12 protein-coding genes and 1 pseudogene are annotated in these 16,603 nt (G+C 69.9%); 8 read left to right on the top strand and 5 right to left on the bottom strand.

What is annotated here, in order from left to right; genetic code table 11:
• Nucleotides 1–1,006 (bottom strand): annotated as a pseudogene (locus tag ACWELQ_RS14670) (hypothetical protein); the annotation flags it as partial.
• A gap of 226 nt (nucleotides 1,007–1,232) precedes the next feature.
• Here ACWELQ_RS14670 and ACWELQ_RS14665 point away from each other — a divergent pair.
• Nucleotides 1,233–1,637, top strand: a complete 405-nt coding sequence (locus tag ACWELQ_RS14665; protein WP_452397544.1) for a hypothetical protein — start codon at nucleotides 1,233–1,235, stop codon at nucleotides 1,635–1,637.
• 46 nt (nucleotides 1,638–1,683) lie between these two features.
• On the opposite strand, the gene ACWELQ_RS14660 is transcribed toward ACWELQ_RS14665, so the two are convergent.
• Together ACWELQ_RS14660 and ACWELQ_RS14655 are read right to left on the bottom strand one after the other, a co-directional pair.
• A complete protein-coding gene (locus ACWELQ_RS14660; RefSeq protein WP_452397543.1) occupies nucleotides 1,684–3,222 on the bottom strand; it encodes a glycerol-3-phosphate dehydrogenase/oxidase in 1,539 nt (512 codons plus the stop codon).
• Between the two features lie 93 nt (nucleotides 3,223–3,315).
• On the bottom strand, nucleotides 3,316–3,900 hold the full coding sequence (locus tag ACWELQ_RS14655) for a TetR/AcrR family transcriptional regulator (protein ID WP_452397542.1): 585 nt from the start codon (nucleotides 3,898–3,900) through the stop codon (nucleotides 3,316–3,318).
• A gap of 143 nt (nucleotides 3,901–4,043) precedes the next feature.
• Between ACWELQ_RS14655 and ACWELQ_RS14650 the strand changes: the two genes are divergently transcribed.
• A complete protein-coding gene (locus ACWELQ_RS14650; protein WP_452397545.1) occupies nucleotides 4,044–5,621 on the top strand; it encodes an FAD-binding oxidoreductase in 1,578 nt (525 codons plus the stop codon).
• Nucleotides 5,618–6,544 carry a diacylglycerol/lipid kinase family protein gene (locus ACWELQ_RS14645; RefSeq protein WP_452397541.1) on the top strand — a complete coding sequence of 309 codons (927 nt, stop codon included), beginning with the start codon at nucleotides 5,618–5,620 and terminating at the stop codon, nucleotides 6,542–6,544. The genes ACWELQ_RS14650 and ACWELQ_RS14645 overlap by 4 nt, the downstream gene beginning before the upstream one ends.
• Nucleotides 6,545–6,628: 84 nt before the next feature.
• Here the strand turns inward: ACWELQ_RS14645 and ACWELQ_RS14640 are convergent, their stop codons facing one another.
• Both ACWELQ_RS14640 and ACWELQ_RS14635 read right to left on the bottom strand, forming a co-directional pair.
• Nucleotides 6,629–6,997, bottom strand: a complete 369-nt coding sequence (locus ACWELQ_RS14640) for a hypothetical protein (RefSeq protein WP_452397540.1) — start codon at nucleotides 6,995–6,997, stop codon at nucleotides 6,629–6,631.
• A 242-nt stretch (nucleotides 6,998–7,239) separates the two neighbouring features.
• Nucleotides 7,240–7,878: a class I SAM-dependent methyltransferase gene (locus ACWELQ_RS14635; protein ID WP_452397539.1), complete on the bottom strand. Its 639-nt coding sequence runs from the start codon at nucleotides 7,876–7,878 to the stop codon at nucleotides 7,240–7,242.
• A gap of 350 nt (nucleotides 7,879–8,228) precedes the next feature.
• Between ACWELQ_RS14635 and ACWELQ_RS14630 the strand changes: the two genes are divergently transcribed.
• The 5 genes from ACWELQ_RS14630 to ACWELQ_RS14610 form a co-directional block, all read left to right on the top strand.
• The gene (locus ACWELQ_RS14630) at nucleotides 8,229–10,922 is read left to right on the top strand and encodes a valine--tRNA ligase (RefSeq protein ID WP_452397538.1); all 2,694 of its coding nucleotides are present in this window, start codon (nucleotides 8,229–8,231) and stop codon (nucleotides 10,920–10,922) included.
• Nucleotides 10,919–12,367: a bifunctional tetrahydrofolate synthase/dihydrofolate synthase gene (gene folC, locus ACWELQ_RS14625; protein ID WP_452397537.1), complete on the top strand. Its 1,449-nt coding sequence runs from the start codon at nucleotides 10,919–10,921 to the stop codon at nucleotides 12,365–12,367. The genes ACWELQ_RS14630 and folC overlap by 4 nt, the downstream gene beginning before the upstream one ends.
• A complete protein-coding gene (locus tag ACWELQ_RS14620) occupies nucleotides 12,364–12,783 on the top strand; it encodes a DUF4233 domain-containing protein (protein ID WP_452397536.1) in 420 nt (139 codons plus the stop codon). Before folC ends, ACWELQ_RS14620 begins: the two co-directional genes overlap by 4 nt.
• An 84-nt stretch (nucleotides 12,784–12,867) precedes the next feature.
• Complete coding sequence (gene ndk, locus ACWELQ_RS14615) at nucleotides 12,868–13,284, top strand: nucleoside-diphosphate kinase (protein ID WP_452397535.1); 417 nt, start codon at nucleotides 12,868–12,870, stop codon at nucleotides 13,282–13,284.
• 473 nt (nucleotides 13,285–13,757) lie between these two features.
• A partial coding sequence (locus tag ACWELQ_RS14610; protein ID WP_452397534.1) for a translation initiation factor IF-2 N-terminal domain-containing protein occupies nucleotides 13,758–16,603 on the top strand: 2,846 nt, incomplete at its 3' end.

Below are 16,603 nucleotides of genomic sequence, written 5' to 3'. Positions count from 1 at the left end.
CCTGCGGCTCGGCCTCGACCTCCGATTCGGGACTGTAGGCGGCAGTCGGCGGCTGATCCTCGGGATCCGGGCGGCCCGCGCGGCGGGGCGGAGTGCCTGGCCCCCCTGCAACTGGACCCCCTGCGGCTGAGCCCGCTGCGCCCGAGCCTGCTGCGCCTGAACCCCCTGCGCCCGAACCACTCTCGGCGCCGCTCTTCTTCGCCAGGTCCGGACCGGCGGCGCGGGGGCCGTGGGCATGTGCGGGCGGCACGTCAGCCACCGCGGGGGTCGCACGTGTCTCGGGCCCGTCGGCCTGCACTTCGATCCGCACCCGCTGATCCGGCACCCGCGGCCGTTGGTCTCCGCCCTCGGCCGCCCGCGAACCCGGGGCAGGTGTGGTCGCGGCATTGCGGGGATTTCCCGGCTCGTCCGCCGCCGGGGAAAGTCGCTGTGCGCGACCTGTTTCCGCGGCTTTGCCGTCCGCCGTCCGCGGCTCGCCGGACGGGGATGACGACGCGCTCGGTGGTGCGGACTGCGGTTGCGCGGCGGCCAGTCCCGAGACCGGTGCCTTCACGACGAAGCCGCCGCCCACCACCACTCCGGCCCGCAGATCGGTGTGGGCGATCGCGTTGCCCGCGCCGTCGGCGAGGACGGTGAGACGCCGCACCGGATCGCGCACGATCTCGTCTACCCAGGTCATGGCGCGTTCGCCGGAGAGGGTGCGGGTGCCTTCGGGACCGTCGATCGTGGCGGTCACCGGGCCGCGCAGCAGGATCAGGATGCCGTCGGCCGTCGGCGCGACCACGCCGAAGGCTGGCGGTTGGGTGGAACCGGGGGAGAACACCGTCGCCGCCAGTCGTTGCGCGATCGCGGCGCCCGGGTCGGCGGCGCTCGCCGCGGCCTCGGCGGCCCCGAGAATCCTTTCGGTGGAACCGCTTTCACCGGGCAGGAACAGGACCACGTTCCCGAACCGGGCGATCAGGCCCGTCCCCGGAACCAGCCCGACCGTCGTCGGAATTCGACCCATCCGCGCCTCCCTCTTCCGGCGCCCACCGCAATCTGTCGGAGTCGAAGGGCAGGGCGGTCCAGCCGCCCTCAACTCGCAGCCAAGCATAGGGCCCCGCGGCACGCCCGCGCAGCGACACGGATTCCGCCGGATTGCCGCAATGCGACCCATATCGGGGACCCGCGGGTGAGGATCGAGGCATCGTGCCGGTGCAACCGGGCCCGGCATCACCGATGAGGACCGAACCATGATGGGCACGATCTTCAGGACCACCGCCGTGGCCGGCTGCGCCGCGCTCGCGACCCTCGCCGCACTGGCCGCCCCCGCCGGGGCCACCGCCGTCCAGCTCGGCATCGACCCGGGCCTCAGCTTCGGCATGGCCAGCAACTACGGCACCGGATGCAGCTACGACCTCGATGCCCGCGTGGACGATCCGGTCACCCCGGTCGTCTTCTACGACAACAAGGTTCCGATCGGCGTCGCCAATCCCTCGGGTGCGCTGGCCCAGCTTCGCTGGACACCCACCACCACCGGGCAGCACCGCCTCCAGATCTGGCAGTACCACCCCGACAGCGAGGACGTCTTCCCCTACATCGACGTCCACGTCGGAACCGGTTTCGCCACCGGCTCCGGCTGCAACGTCTTCAACTAGCGGTGGATTCCGGCCGAAGCGCGCCGGAGCGACGCAAGGCGCTCGGTCAGGAGAATGCGGCCTGCGCGGCGGGTTCGGCGGCCTTGCGGTCCGAGTCGACCAGTCCGATGCGGGTGCGGCGGTCCAGCAGGTCGGATTCGTCGAGCGCGCCCTCGTAGGCGACCGCGAACGCGAATTCGGCGGCGGTGACATCCATCCCGGACGCGACCTCGGCGGCCAGCGCCGGATCCTGTTCGGCCAGACCGAGCACCGTCGCGGCCTCCGCGCCATAGCGCTCCACCAGGCGCGGCGGGGCCGCGATCGCGTCGCGACCCGCACCGGTCACCGCGCCCACCAGGGGCAGGGTGCGGGTCCGGCAGGGCGCGGCGGAGAGGTGGGCGTGGGCGACGGCCGCGTCCACGGCATCCTCGGCCATCTTGCGGTAGGTGGTGAGCTTGCCGCCGACCACCGTGATCACGCCGGTCGGCGAGGTGAGGACGGCGTGCTCACGGGAGATGTCGGCGGTGCTGTCGTCACCGGTGCGCAGCAGCGGCCGCAGGCCCGCGAAGGTGCCGCGAATATCACTGCGGCTCAGAGGCTCCCGCAGCACCGTATTGACGGTGTCGAGCAGGAAGTCGATCTCGCCGTCGGTGGCGTGCGGGACATCCGGCACCGGGCCGGGCGCTTCCTCATCGGTGAGCCCCAGGTAGACCCGGTTGTGCGCGGCCGGGAACGCGAAGATGAACCGGCTGGTGCTGCCCGGAATCGGCACGGTCAGCGAGGCGGTCAGACCGCCGAACGCCGCCGCGTCGAACACCAGGTGGGTGCCGCGCGAGGGCCGCAACTCGATGCTCGAATCCACCTGATCCGCCCATACTCCGGCGGCATTGATCACCGAACGCGCTGTCACATCCAGGGTTTCGCCGGTCAGCGTGTCGCGCAGGGTCGCCGAGGTGCCTGTGACGTTCGTGGCCTCGACCCGGGTGAGCACCGTCGCGCCCTCGCGCGCGGCGGTGCGGGCGATGCCGACCACGAGCCGTGCGTCATCCACCAATTGCCCGTCCCACGCCAGCAATCCACCGCGCAGCCCCGCCCGTCGTACCGTCGGCGCGAAACGCAACGCCTCCGCCGCCGCGATCCGCCGCGAACGCGGCAGCACGCTCGCCGAGGTCCCCGCCGCCCGCCGCAGCACGTCCCCGGCGAGGAATCCGGTGCGCACCAGCATCTTCTGCGCCGCACCGATAGTCGGCAGCAGCGGCACCACCTGCGGCAGCGCCCGCGTCAGATGCGGTGCCGTCCGGGTCAGCAGAATGTCCCGCTCCACCGCGCTCTCGTGCGCGATCCCCACCCCGCCGCTGGCGAGGTACCGCAATCCGCCGTGCACCAGCTTGGAACTCCACCGGCTGGTCCCGAACGCGAAGTCGTGCTTCTCCACCAGAACGGTCCGCAAGCCACGCGAGACGGCATCCAAAGCCACTCCGACACCGGTGATCCCGCCGCCGATCACCAGCACGTCGATGGTCCCGCCCCCACCGAGCGCGCCCAACTCCCGCTGTCGCCGCGCCGAATTCAGCGCCGAATCGCTCCGAGTCGTATTCCGAGCCATAAGAGGACCTCTCAATCAATGCGGCCGTTCACCGAGTGGCACAGGGTGGAGGAGATTTGCCCGAATGCGCCTCCACCGTGTGCCACTCGCCGATCAGGGGGTGGGGGTGAGGTAGCCGGTGAGGGCTTGGGTTAGTTCGGTGTCGAGGTGGTCTTCGTCCAGGACGGGGGCGAAGGTGCCTGCTGATTGGACAGCGGATTGGGCGATGAGGAGGAGCATGGCGGCCAGGTGGTCCGGGTTGCCGGGGCGGATCGAGTTGTCGGCCTGGCCTTCTCGGATCGCGGCGGCGAAGAGGTCGATGAGGGCGCGTTGGTTGCGGCCCAGGCGTTCGAAGACGTAGGTGAGCATGATGTCGGTGTCGGCGCGGAAGATCTTGGCGAACAGGGGATTGCGGCGGATGGCCGCGCCGCCGCCGACGATCGAACCGACCAGCCGGTCACGCGCGGAGCCGGTGGGCGGCGCGGTGTCGGTGATGATCTCGCGAAGTTCCCGCACCAGCAGATCCGCCACCAGTGATCCGGTGTCGGGCCAGCGGCGGTACACGGTGGGGCGGCTGACGCCCGCCCGGCGGGCCACCTCGGTGAGGGTGGTGCGGCGGACACCGAACTCGGCCACGCAGGCGCGCGCCGCGTCGAGGATGGCGCGATCGACGGCGGAGGATGATTCGGTCGAACTCATGGCTGGCACCACCGGAGAGTAGTATCCGTTACTGCTTGACATTCTATGTCAGACTGTAACGCATGGTCGACGAACAAGCATCCACCGCGGCATCCGGCGGCAGCGTTGCCACAAACCCGGGCGAGCCGCAGGCCCGCGCGAGTATGGTGTGGGACGCCTGGGGCTCCCCATCCGGACACAAACCGCTGCCCGATCAGATTCGGGGACTGCTCGCACAGGTATTCGGGGTGTCCGGCGAGCCGGTGACCCGTCGCGATGAGGGCGACGTGCCGCTGCGCGCCTCGGCGCTCACGCCGGAACAGCACGCCGGGCTCGTCGCGGTGGTCGGAGCCGAGAACCTGTCGCTCGACCATCGCGACCGCCTGCTCCGTGCGGGCGGCAAATCCACGCCGGACCTGCTGCGCCGCCGCGCCGACGGGGAACAGGACGCGCCCGACGCGGTGCTCTTCCCCGCCGACCACGACGAGGTGCTCGCGGTGCTGAAGTACTGCTCCGCCAAGGCGATCGCGGTCGTGCCGTTCGGCGGCGGCACCAGCGTCGTCGGCGGGCTGGACCCGGCGCGCGGCCGCTTCCCGGCCGTCATCGCGCTCGATCTGCGCCGCCTCGACACCCTCACCGACGTCGACCCGGTCAGCGGCACCGCCACCCTCGGGGCCGGGCTGTCCGGCCCGCAGGCCGAGGAACTGCTTGCCCGGCACGGACTTTCGCTCGGCCATTTCCCGCAGAGCTTCGAATACGCCACCATCGGCGGCTTCGCGGCCACCCGCTCCTCGGGGCAGGCGTCGGCCGGTTACGGGCGCTTCGACGACATGATCATGCGCATGCGGATCGCCACGCCCGCAGGCGATCTCGACCTGGGTCGCGCCCCCGCCTCGGCCGCCGGACCCGATCTGCGCGAACTGTTCTCCGGCTCGGAGGGCACCCTCGGCATCATCACCGCCGTCACCCTGCGCGTGCATCCCGTCCCGGAGACCACCGCCTACCAGGCGTGGTCGTTCCCCGACTTCGCCACCGGCGCGGCCGCGCTGCGCACCGTCATCCAGGCCGGGGCCGCCCCCACCGTCATGCGGCTGTCCGATGAGGCCGAGACCGGCCTGAACCTGGCCCGCGCCGGGGACATCGGCGGCGCGGCCGTCGGCGGCTGCCTGGCCGTCACCACCTTCGAAGGCACCGCCGCGCACGTCACCGCCCGCCGCGCCGAGGCCATCGAATTGCTGGCCGCCGCCGGCGGCACCGCGCTCGGCGAGGCCCCGGCCCGGGAATGGGAGCACGGCCGCTTCGCCGCCCCCTACCTGCGTGACGCGCTGCTGGATGTCGGCGTGCTCTGCGAAACCCTCGAAACCGCCACCAGCTGGGCGAATCTCGCCAACCTCAAGGCGAAGGTGACCGCGGCGCTGACCGACACGCTCACCGCCCAGGGCACGCCCGCGCTGGTCATGTGCCACATCTCGCACACCTACCCGACCGGGGCGTCGCTGTACTTCACCATCGTCGGCAAGCAGGCCGAGGATCCGATCGCGCAGTGGGCCAAGGCCAAACAGGCCGCCGGTGACGCCATCGTGGCCGCGGGCGGCACCATCACGCATCACCACGCCATCGGCGCGGACCACCGCCCCTGGATGACCGACGAGATCGGCGACCTGGGCGTGCAGGTGCTGCGGGCGGTGAAGAACGCGGTCGACCCCACCGGAATCCTCAACCCTGGGAAGCTGATTCCGTGAGAACGATCCGCTCCATCGCCCTGGTGACCAACCCGCTGTCCGGGCACGGCAAGGGCGCGCTGGTGGCCGTCGAGGCGGCCAACCTGTTCGCCGGGCACGACATCCAGGTCACCGCGATCCAGGGCGACTCGGCCGCCGACACCGAACGCCTGGTGCGCAAGGCCCTCGCCGACCCGGACGCCCGCCCGGACGCGGTGGTGGCGGCGGGCGGCGACGGCCTCACCTGCGTGACCTTGCAAGCCCTGGTCGGCACCGGGATCCCGCTGGGCCTGGTGCCCGGCGGCACCGGCAACGACCTGGCCCGGGAACTCGGCATCCCCGACGACACCGCCGCCGCGGTCGCCGCCGTGCTGGGCGGCAAGACCCGTGCCATCGACCTGGGCACGGTGGAAACCGACGAATCCGGCCGGGCCGTCTGGTTCGCCACCGTCACCGGCACCGGACTCGACGCCCGGGTCACCTTGCGCGCCAACGCCTTGCGCTGGCCCAACGGCCCGATGCGCTACACCGTCGCCGCTCTCATCGAGCTCGCGGGCAAGCTGGCCGTGCCCTACCGCATCGAACTCACCGGCTCGCCGGAGCATCCGGACGGCACCGTCATCGAACACGACGCGGTCATGGTGGCGGTCGGCAATACCCGCACCTACGGCGGCGGCATGCTCGTCGCCCCCGACGCGATCATCGACGACGGGCTGCTGGACCTGACCGTGGTCAAGGCCATGTCGCGGCTGGAGATGCTGCGCCTGCTCCCGGCGCTGTCCTCCGGCAAGCGGGTCGACCATCCGGCCATGGTCCAGTACAAGGCCGAGGAGATCCGCTTGACCGCCCCCGGCGCCCCCGCCACCGCCGACGGCGACCCGGTGGGACTGCTCCCGGCCCTGTTCCGCGCCAACCCGGCCGTGCTGGACGTCCTCGTTCCCTGAGTTCGCCACAGCACTGCGCCCCATGCTCGAATGAGCATGGGGCGCAGTGTTTTATGGGCGCGGTGGTTTCGGTCGGTGGCGGCTTCACCAGACCTGGATCACGGCCAGCCCCTCGGAATCGACCAGCACATCCACCGACCCGCCCGGGTGGGCCGCGGCCTCGCCGACGATCGACGGCATATCGGCGTAGATGTAATCCCCGTCCTGAGGCAGCCTCGAATCGGGCTGTACGCCCACCGAGATCGCGCTCTCGGGCACGAACCGGTCGACCAGCGCCGGGACCGGCCCATTGGCCAGCGCCTGAGTTTCTCCCGGCGACAGTTCCAGACCGGCGGCCCCCGCATCGGGAATCACGAACGGGGTTGCGGCGGAGGCTGTTCCAGCGACAGCCAGTCCTGCGACAGCGAGGCCGGTGAGCGTGACACCGGTAGCGACAACGGTTCGAATACGCATGATGACTCGCTTTCCAGCAGCGGGACGAAAAGGTCCCTCGGGAGCTGTCTCGGTACTGCGTTGAACTGGTAGCGACTGGCGCCAGCCGGATAGCCAGAACACATCACCGCAGGTAGACATGGCAAGAGATATGCGACCCACCTCACCCTCCCCTGCCGGAGTGCCCTGAGACACGCCCCCTGACCGGCCGATCTCCCCTCTCCACCCCCATGAAGGTCGACCGAAATGTCCGAACTGGTGAGTTAGGCGGGGCGGGCGATCAGTAGGTGGCCGGGGATGGGTTTGGAGGGGAGGGGCTGGTGTTCGACGGTGAGGCCGGAGTGTTCCAGTGTCGCGATCACGTCAGCTACTGGGCGGAGGGTGAAACCGTATGAGGTGAAAGGCATTTTGGCCATGGCTTCGGGGTCGCCGATGCCGATGACCAAGCGGCCCTTGGGTTTCAGGACTCGGGACAGCTCGGCGCAGACGCGATCGAGGTCGGGCACGAAATAGATGGTGTTGCAGGTGATCACGGCGTCGAGGGAGGCGTCGGGAAGGGGGAGTTCGGTGAGGGAGCCGGTTGTCAGTTTCAGGCGGCCTTCCGTGAGGTCGGCCGCGAATTCCGAGCGGGCTCGGGTCAGCATGTCTTCGGACAGTTCCACGCCGGTCACCGAGCCGGTGGTGCCGACCCGTTCGAGTAGCAGGGTGAGGCCGATGCCGCCGCCGAATCCGATGTCGGCCGCCGCGTCTACCCCGCTGACCTCGGCGGCTGCCACCGCGGCCGCGATCAGCGGGCGGTTGCCGCGGTTGAGGAACAGGGCCACACCCTTGCCGAGGATTCCGTGGGGATTGCCCAGTTGTCCGGCTACCGTCGACATCACCCGCGCGACAATCGGATTCATGGGTTGGAGACTACCGGTCGGTCGCCTCGCAACGCGGTTGTCACGACGCGAAAACAATGCGGCGGACGCAACGGTGATGCAACGAAAGCTGGTCTACCCTGGCCCATTTGGGCCAGATCCTGAGAATTACCTTTGGATCCGGGAGCGGGGCCCGAAACGGCGGTAGTCTGGCCTTCGAGGGCGAGGTTTCCGGTGTCCCTCATCCACCGGGAGCCTCGCCCTTCGGCTGTCTGTCGGCAGAGCCCTTCGGCTGTCCATCGCCGCGTCTCCGGCTCGCCCTTCGGGGCCCGTTCCGAGGTCTGGGAAAAACCCGGTCGTTGGGTGATAATCCCTGCCCTTAGAATCGACCGGTGACCAGCGCAGCCTCTGAGAACCCACGTAATCGTGCCGATGCCCTCCCCAAGAGCTGGAACCCCAGCGAGGTAGAGGCCGACCTGTACGAGCGCTGGGTAGCCGCGGGTTACTTCACCGCCGACCCTGCCAGTGCCAAGCCCGCCTACTCGATCGTGCTGCCCCCGCCCAACGTGACCGGCACCCTGCACATGGGCCACGCCCTCGACCACACCCTGATGGACCTGCTCACCCGCCGCAAGCGCATGCAGGGCTTCGAGGTGCTGTGGCTGCCGGGCATGGACCACGCGGGTATCGCGACGCAGACCGTGGTGGAGAAGCAGCTCGCCGTCGACGGCAAGACCAAGGAAGACTTCGGCCGCGAACTGTTCGTGGACAAGGTCTGGGATTGGAAGCGCGAGTCCGGCGGCCAGATCCAGGGCCAGATGCGCCGCCTCGGCGACGGCGTCGACTGGAGCCGCGACCGTTTCACCATGGACGACGGCCTGTCGCGTGCCGTGCAGACCATCTTCAAGCGCCTCTATGACGCGGGCCTCATCTACCGCGCCGAGCGCCTGGTGAACTGGTCGCCGGTGCTCGAGACCGGCATCTCCGACCTCGAGGTGGACCACAAGGAGGTCGAGGGCGAGCTCGTCTCGCTGCGCTACGGCTCCCTGAACGACGATGAGCCGCATGTGATCGTGGCCACCACCCGCGTGGAGACCATGCTCGGCGACACCGCCGTGGCCGTGCACCCGGATGACGAGCGCTACAAGCATCTCGTCGGCACCACCCTGTACCACCCGATCACCGGCCGTCAGATCCCGATCGTCGCCGACGACTACGTGGACCCCGAATTCGGTTCCGGCGCGGTCAAGATCACCCCCGCGCACGACCCCAACGACTTCGAGCTCGGCCTGCGCCACAACCTGCCCATGCCCACGATCATGGACAAGACCGGCAAGATCGCCGACAGCGGAACCGAATTCGACGGCATGGACCGCTTCGAGGCGCGCGTCAAGATCCGCGAGCGCCTCGAGTCCGAGGGCCGCGTGGTCGGCCGCAAGTTCCCGTACCTGCATCAGGTCGGCCACTCCGAGCGTTCCGGCGAGCCCATCGAGCCGCGCCTGTCCATGCAGTGGTGGGTGAAGGTCGAGGGCATCGCCAAGGCCGCCGGTGATGCGGTCCGCAACGGCGACGTCAAGATCCACCCCGCCAGCCAGGAGCCGCGCTGGTTCGAGTGGGTCGACAACATGCACGACTGGAACATCTCCCGCCAGCTGTGGTGGGGTCACCGCATCCCGATCTGGTACGGCCCCGAGGGTGAGATCGTCTGCGTCGGCCCGGACGAGCAGGCCCCCGAGGGCTACGTGCAGGACCCGGACGTGCTCGACACCTGGTTCTCCTCGGGCCTGTGGCCGTTCTCCACCATGGGCTGGCCCGACGCCACCGACGAACTGGCCAAGTTCTATCCGACCAGTGTGCTGGTGACCGGCTACGACATCCTCTTCTTCTGGGTCGCCCGGATGATGATGTTCGGCATGTTCGTCTCCGACGACCCGGTGCTGACAACCGGCAAGGAGGCCAAGCAGGTCCCGTTCCAGGATGTGTTCCTGCACGGCCTGATCCGCGACGAGTTCGGCAAGAAGATGTCGAAGTCGCGCGGCAACGGCATCGACCCGCTGGACTGGATCGAGGAGTACGGCGCGGACGCCACCCGCTTCACCCTCGCGCGCGGCGCGCAGCCCGGCGGCGACCTCTCGGTCGGCACCTCGCACGTGACCGCCTCGCGCAGCTTCATCACCAAGCTGTTCAACGCCACCAAGTTCGCGCTCATGAACGGTGCGCAGCCGGGCGAACTGCCCGCGCGCGACACCCTCACCGACACCGACCGCTGGATCCTCGACCGCCTCGACGAGGTTGTCGCCGAGGTCGATTCGGCCCTGGACCGCTACGAGTTCAGCAAAGCCCTCGAGGGGCTGTACCACTTCGCGTGGGACGAGTTCTGCAGCTGGTACCTGGAATTGGCGAAGGTCCAGTTCTCCGAGTCCGAGGAGCGGGCCGCGAGCACTCGCGTCGTGCTCGGCAATGTGCTGGATTCGGTGCTGCGCCTGCTGCATCCGGCCGTCCCGTTCGTCACCGAGACCCTGTGGCAGGCCCTCACCGAGGGCACGGCGGGGGAGTCCATCGTCACCGCCGCCTGGCCGACCGTGTCGGCGCACGCCACCGATGAGGTTGCGGCCCGGCGCATCTCGGACACCCAGAAGCTGATCACCGAGATCCGCCGCTTCCGCGCCGACCAGGGCCTCGCCGACAGCCAGAAGGTGGCCGCCAAGCTCGTCGGCATCGACGCCGCCGATCTGCCCGGTCAGGAACCGAGCATCGCCAACCTGGCCAAGCTCACCGCCGCGGGCGAGGATTTCGCCGTCACCGCCTCGCTCGAGGTGCGCCTGACCAATGCCACGGTGACCGTCGAGATCGACACCTCCGGCACGGTCGACCTCGACGCCGAGCGCCGCCGCCTCGAAAAGGACCTGGCCGCAGCGCAGAAGGAACTGGCGGGCACCAACGGCAAGCTCGGCAATGAAGCCTTCCTGGCCAAGGCCCCCGACGCGGTGGTCGAGAAGATCAAGGCGCGCAAGGAGATCGCCGAGGGCGATGTCGAGCGCATCACCGCCCGCCTCGCCGAGATCGCCAAGCTGGCCGCCAAGTGAACGACGAACCGGAACGCCAGTACGGCGATGCCCCGCTGAGCGCCACCGGCACCTCGCCGGTGGACCTCGCCGAAATGGCGCTGGTCGAGGCCGAACTCGACAAGCGCTGGCCGGAAACCAAGATCGAGCCGTCGCTGGTCCGAGTCGCGACCCTGATGGACCTGCTGGGCTCGCCCCAGCAGTCCTATCCGGCCATCCACATCGCGGGCACCAACGGCAAGACCTCGGTCACCCGCATGATCGACTCGCTGCTGACCGCGCTGCACCGGCGCACCGGCCGCATCACCAGCCCGCACCTGCAGCTGGCCACCGAGCGCATCGCCATCGACAACGCCCCCATCACCCCGGGCCGCTACGTCGAGCTCTACCGCGAACTGCTGCCCTACATCGAAATGGTCGACAAGCAGTCCGAAGCCGCGGGCGGCCCGGCCATGTCGAAGTTCGAGGTGCTCACCGCGATGGCGTACGCGGCCTTCGCCGAGGCCCCGGTGGACGTGGCCGTCATCGAGACCGGCATGGGCGGGCGCTGGGACGCCACCAATGTGATCGACGGCCAGGTCGCCGTCATCACCCCGATCGGCTTGGACCACACCGACTATCTGGGCCCCGACCTCACCTCCATCGCGGGGGAGAAGGCCGGAATCATCAAGAAGGCCCCGGAGGACGAGCTGGTCCCGCGCGACACCGTCGCCGTCATCGCCCAGCAGGAACCCGAAGCCATGGACGTCCTGCTGCGCCGCGCCGTCGAGGTGGACGCGGCCGTCGCCCGCGAAGGCTCGGAGTTCCAACTGCTTTCGCGCCGCGTCGCCATCGGCGGCCAGGTGCTGGAACTGCAGGGGCTCGGCGGCGTCTACGACGACATCTTCCTGCCCATGCACGGTGAGCATCAGGCCCGCAACGCGGTGCTGGCGCTGGCCGCGGTCGAGGCGTTCTTCGGCGCGGGCGCGTCCCGGCAGCTCGACATCGACGCCGTGCGAGCGGGTTTCGCGAACGCGGTCAGCCCCGGCCGGATGGAGCGCATGCGCAGCGCGCCCACCATCTTCCTCGACGCCGCCCACAACCCGCACGGCGCGCAGGCGCTCGCGGCCACGCTGACAAGCGAATTCGACTTCCGCAAACTGGTAGGCGTGATCGCGGTGCTCAGCGACAAGGACGCCGGCGGCATCCTCGACGCCCTGGAACCGATCTTCGACGAGATCGTCGTCACCGAGAACGGCTCCCCGCGCGCCCTGCCCGTCGACGACCTGGCCAACCTCGCCGTGCAGCGCTTCGGCGACGAACGCGTCGCCGTGGCGAGCGATCTGGCCGACGCCATCGAAACCGCCATCGCCCTCGCCGAAGAGGGTGAGGACGGCGAATTGGTCTCGGGCGCGGGCATTGTCATCACCGGCTCGGTCGTCACCGCCGGGGCCGCCCGCAGCCTGTTCGGAAAGGATCCCGCATGACTTCCGATGCCACGCCTGAAGCCGCCCCCGAGGTACCACCGCCCGCCACCGACCCGTGGAAGGGCCTGCGCGGCGTCATGGCGGGCACCCTGGTCCTCGAGGCCATCACCGTGCTGCTCGCGCTACCGGTGATCAGCGCGGTCGGCGGCGGCCTGCACTGGTGGTCGATCCTCTACGTCGTCGGCCTGGCCGTGATCATGTTCCTGGGCGCGGGCGTCCAGCGACGCCCCTGGGCCATCCCCTTCAACCTGGCCCTGCAGGTGGCGCTGCTGCTCGGCGGCTTCATCCACGTCTCGATCCTGGTGATCGGCGTGGTCTTCGTCGCCGTCTGGGTCTTCGTGCTGTTCCTGCGCTCCGACGTGAAGAAGCGCATGGAAGCCGGGACCCTGCCCAGCCAGCGCATGTCCGGAGCCTGAACAAACACGCGTAAACGGACAGACCGGAGCTTCGGCCCCGGTCTGCGTTTATGCCGCCGAGTACCCGCCGGTTAAGGTTGCGCTGTGACTGAGCAGACGTTGGTACTCATCAAGCCCGACGGCGTGGCCCGCGGCCTCATCGGGGAGATCATCACCCGGATCGAGCGCAAGGGTCTGAAGATCGCGGCCCTGAAGCAGGTGAACGTCTCCGAGGAGATCGCGGTCGCGCACTACGCCGAGCACCGCGAGCGCGCGTTCTTCGGATCGCTCATCGAATTCATCACCTCCGGCCCGGTCGTCGCGATCGTCCTCGATGGCGAGCGCGCCATCCCCGCCTTCCGGCAGATCGCCGGCGGCACCGACCCCGTCGAGAAGGCCGCCACCGGCAGCATCCGCGGCGACTACGCCCTCGAAACCCAGTACAACCTCGTGCACGGCTCCGACTCGCCCGAGTCCGCCAAGCGCGAGATCGCCCTCTGGTTCCCGGAGTTCACTCTCTGATCTTCACCCGTACTCTCCACCGATCAGGTCCGGGGGCCCACCCCCGGACCCCGGAGGCGGCGGCTGCCCGCGAGACTCGCGAGGCCCGCTCCGGGCCGCGTGGGCGCGACGCCCCGACGTGGTGTGGGATACTGGCTCTGGAAGTGACCGACGCGGGCCGTTTGCGGCGTGCGTCAGCCACCTTCGATTGACACCGCGGAGCGACGGACGATCATCGCTGCCGCCGACGGCTACCCAAGACTCGGCCGTCGGGCAGGCACGCTGGATGAACGCTCGTTTCACGGCGTTGAGCCAAACCAACCAGGCGCCACGTGACCAGTTAGCCCGAACGACGAGATACCGGTGATAACGGGCCACGCGACGCGAAGACTTACGACATCACGCCCGCGGGCGTGAGGCCGACAAGACAGCGCCCCCGCGACGGCCGCGTCACTCCTGAAGAGGAACGCGCCCGGGGGCCCCGAGGAGAATTCGTGGCCGATCAAGAGCCGCTGGAAGCATCGCAGAGCAACGGCGACGGGGAGGGCGCTCAGATCACCCCGGCTGCCGAACAATTGCCGGAACGGATCCGAGTGCACGCACTGGCGAAGCTGCTGGGCACCACCAGCAAACGTATCCTGGCCCATCTGACCGAGATGGGCGCGCAAGCGCGCAGCCCGCAATCGAGTCTGGATCGCACCGTCGCGGAAACCGTGCGCGACGCCTTCGGTCCGCGTGACGTCGAGGTAGCCGAGCCGGTCTCACCGCAGCCGATCGCCGAGACGACCGTCGACGCGGCCATCGCCGCCGGTGACGATCGCGCCGCCGACGAGCTCGCGGCCGAGGAGGTGGAGGCCGCCGAGGCGGCCGTCGCCCCCGCGCCCAAGCAGACCACCCTGTTCGCCAGCCCGTTCCAGAGCACCCCGGTCGTCGAAGAGCCGGTGCAGTATGTGGCAGCCCCCGTCGTGGCCGCCCCGCTGTTCCAGGCGCCGGACGCCGCCGCTGCCGAGGAGGCGCGTCGCGCGCGCCGCACCGAGCGCAAGGCCCGCGTCGAGGACAAGGCCGCCGAGGCCGAGGTCGTCGCGCCGAAGGCCGTGGCCCCCAAGGTCGAAGAGCCGGTGTCCGAGGACACCGAGGACGAGGGCGACTGGGACGGCGAGCAGCACGGCAAGGACGACGCCGACCAGGGCACCTCGCGGCGTCGCCGCCGGGGCCGTCGTGGCCGCGGCCGGGGTCGCGGTGAACAGCACGGCGACAACGAGTCCGACGAGCTCGAGGGCGACGAGACCGACGAGTCGGCCGAGGACGCCGACACCGAGACCGAGGAAGACGACGATTCGGCCGCCGTGCCGGAGGGTTCGAGCAGCCGTCGTCGCCGTCGCCGTCGCCGCCGCAAGGGCGGGGACGACACCGAGGCCGACACCGCCGCCGATGACGATCCGCCCAACACCGTCGTGCACGAGCGGGAGCCGCGCAGCAAGCGCCGCGCCGCCGCCAAGGATGTCGACGAGGTGCAGGGCATCAGCGGGTCGACCCGCCTGGAGGCCAAGCGCCAGCGTCGCCGTGACGGTCGTGAGGCCGGTCGCCGCCGCCCGCCGATCCTGACCGAGTCGGAGTTCCTGGCCCGCCGCGAGGCGGTGGACCGGGTGATGGTGGTGCGCGAGAAGCACTTCCCCGATCACCCGACCTCCACCACCCAGGTGGCGGTGCTCGAGGACAACATCCTGGTCGAGCACTTCGTGACCTCGACGGGTTCCGCGTCCATGGTCGGCAATGTGTACCTGGGCAAGGTGCAGAACGTGCTGCCGTCGATGGAGGCCGCGTTCGTCGACATCGGCCGGGGCCGCAACGGTGTGCTGTACGCGGGCGAGGTGAACTGGGAGGCCGCCGGTCTGGGCGGCAAGGAGCGCAAGATCGAGCAGGCGCTCAAGCCCGGTGACACCGTGCTGGTGCAGGTTTCCAAGGATCCGGTGGGCCACAAGGGCGCTCGCCTGACCACGCAGATCAGCCTGGCCGGTCGCTTCCTGGTGTACGTGCCGGGCGGTACGTCGACCGGTATCTCGCGCAAGCTGCCCGACACCGAGCGCAAGCGCCTCAAGGAGATCCTGCGCGACATCGTGCCGCAGGACGCGGGCGTCATCATCCGCACCGCGTCGGAGGGCGTCTCCGAGCCGGAGCTGGCCCGCGATGTCGAACGGCTGCAGGCGACTTGGCGCACCATCGAGGAGCAGTCCAAGCAGGGCTCCGGCGCGCCGAAGACCCTGTACGAGGAGCCGGACCTGCTGGTCAAGGTCGTGCGCGACCTGTTCAACGAGGACTTCTCGAAGCTGGTCATCGAGGGCGAGCGCGCCTGGACCACGGTCGAGAACTATGTCCGCACGGTCGCTCCCGACATGCTGGCCCGGGTCGAGCGCTACGAGGGCACCGGCGTCGACGTGTTCGGCAGCCTGCGCATCGACGAGCAGCTGGCCAAGGCGCTCGACCGCAAGGTGTGGCTGCCCTCCGGCGGCACCCTGGTGATCGACCGCACCGAGGCCATGACCGTCATCGACGTCAACACCGGCAAGTTCACCGGGTCGGGCGGGTCCAACCTCGAAGAGACCGTGACCCGCAACAACCTGGAGGCGGCCGAGGAGATCGTGCGCCAGATGCGGCTGCGCGACATCGGCGGCATGATCGTCGTCGACTTCATCGACATGGTGCTCGAGTCCAACCGCGATCTGGTGCTGCGCCGCCTGACCGAGGCGCTGGGCCGCGACCGCACCCGCCACCAAGTCTCCGAGGTCACCTCGCTGGGCCTGGTCCAGATGACCCGCAAGAAGCTGGGCACCGGCCTGGTCGAGGCGTTCTCCACCACGTGTGAGACCTGCCACGGCCGCGGCATTCTCGTGCACAACTACCCCGTCGAGTCGTCGGCTCCGGCCAGCGGTGACAGTGGTGAGGGCGTGGGCCGTCGCGAGGGTTCGCGTCGCCGCCGCAAGGACCGCAACGCGGCCGCCGCGGAGACGCCGGTCGTCGAGCCGGTGATCGAGGACAAGGCCGACAAGCACGAGAAGCACGACCGCCACGAGGAGCAGGCCGAGAAGGCCGCGGCCAAGCGCGCCCACCCGGTCGCCATGGCCATGGCCGCGCACGCCACCGAGGACGCCGCGCATGCCACCGAAGAGGCCGCGCACGCCGCCGAGGTCGCCGCGCACGCGGCGGACGAGGACGCGATCGCGGCCGCCGACGTGGCGAACGCGGTGGTGGCCGAGGCTGATTCCGTGACCGTGGCCGAGGTCGCCGCCGCGGAGTCGATCATCGTGCGGGAGGCCGAGAACGCCGCCGCCGAGGCCGGGCT

This window comes from Nocardia sp. NPDC004722 (assembly GCF_053601505.1).
This window is presented reverse-complemented; position numbering and strand designations above follow the sequence as displayed.

Coding starts and splice junctions, on each gene's coding strand:
- ACWELQ_RS14650 (WP_452397545.1), top strand. CDS start 4,044: ATGGTGTGGGACGCCTGGGGCTCCCCATCCGGACACAAACCGCTGCCC.
- ACWELQ_RS14665 (WP_452397544.1), top strand. CDS start 1,233: ATGATGGGCACGATCTTCAGGACCACCGCCGTGGCCGGCTGCGCCGCG.
- ACWELQ_RS14635 (WP_452397539.1), bottom strand. CDS start 7,878: ATGAATCCGATTGTCGCGCGGGTGATGTCGACGGTAGCCGGACAACTG.
- ACWELQ_RS14660 (WP_452397543.1), bottom strand. CDS start 3,222: ATGGCTCGGAATACGACTCGGAGCGATTCGGCGCTGAATTCGGCGCGG.
- ACWELQ_RS14640 (WP_452397540.1), bottom strand. CDS start 6,997: ATGCGTATTCGAACCGTTGTCGCTACCGGTGTCACGCTCACCGGCCTC.
- ACWELQ_RS14655 (WP_452397542.1), bottom strand. CDS start 3,900: ATGAGTTCGACCGAATCATCCTCCGCCGTCGATCGCGCCATCCTCGAC.
- ACWELQ_RS14620 (WP_452397536.1), top strand. CDS start 12,364: ATGACTTCCGATGCCACGCCTGAAGCCGCCCCCGAGGTACCACCGCCC.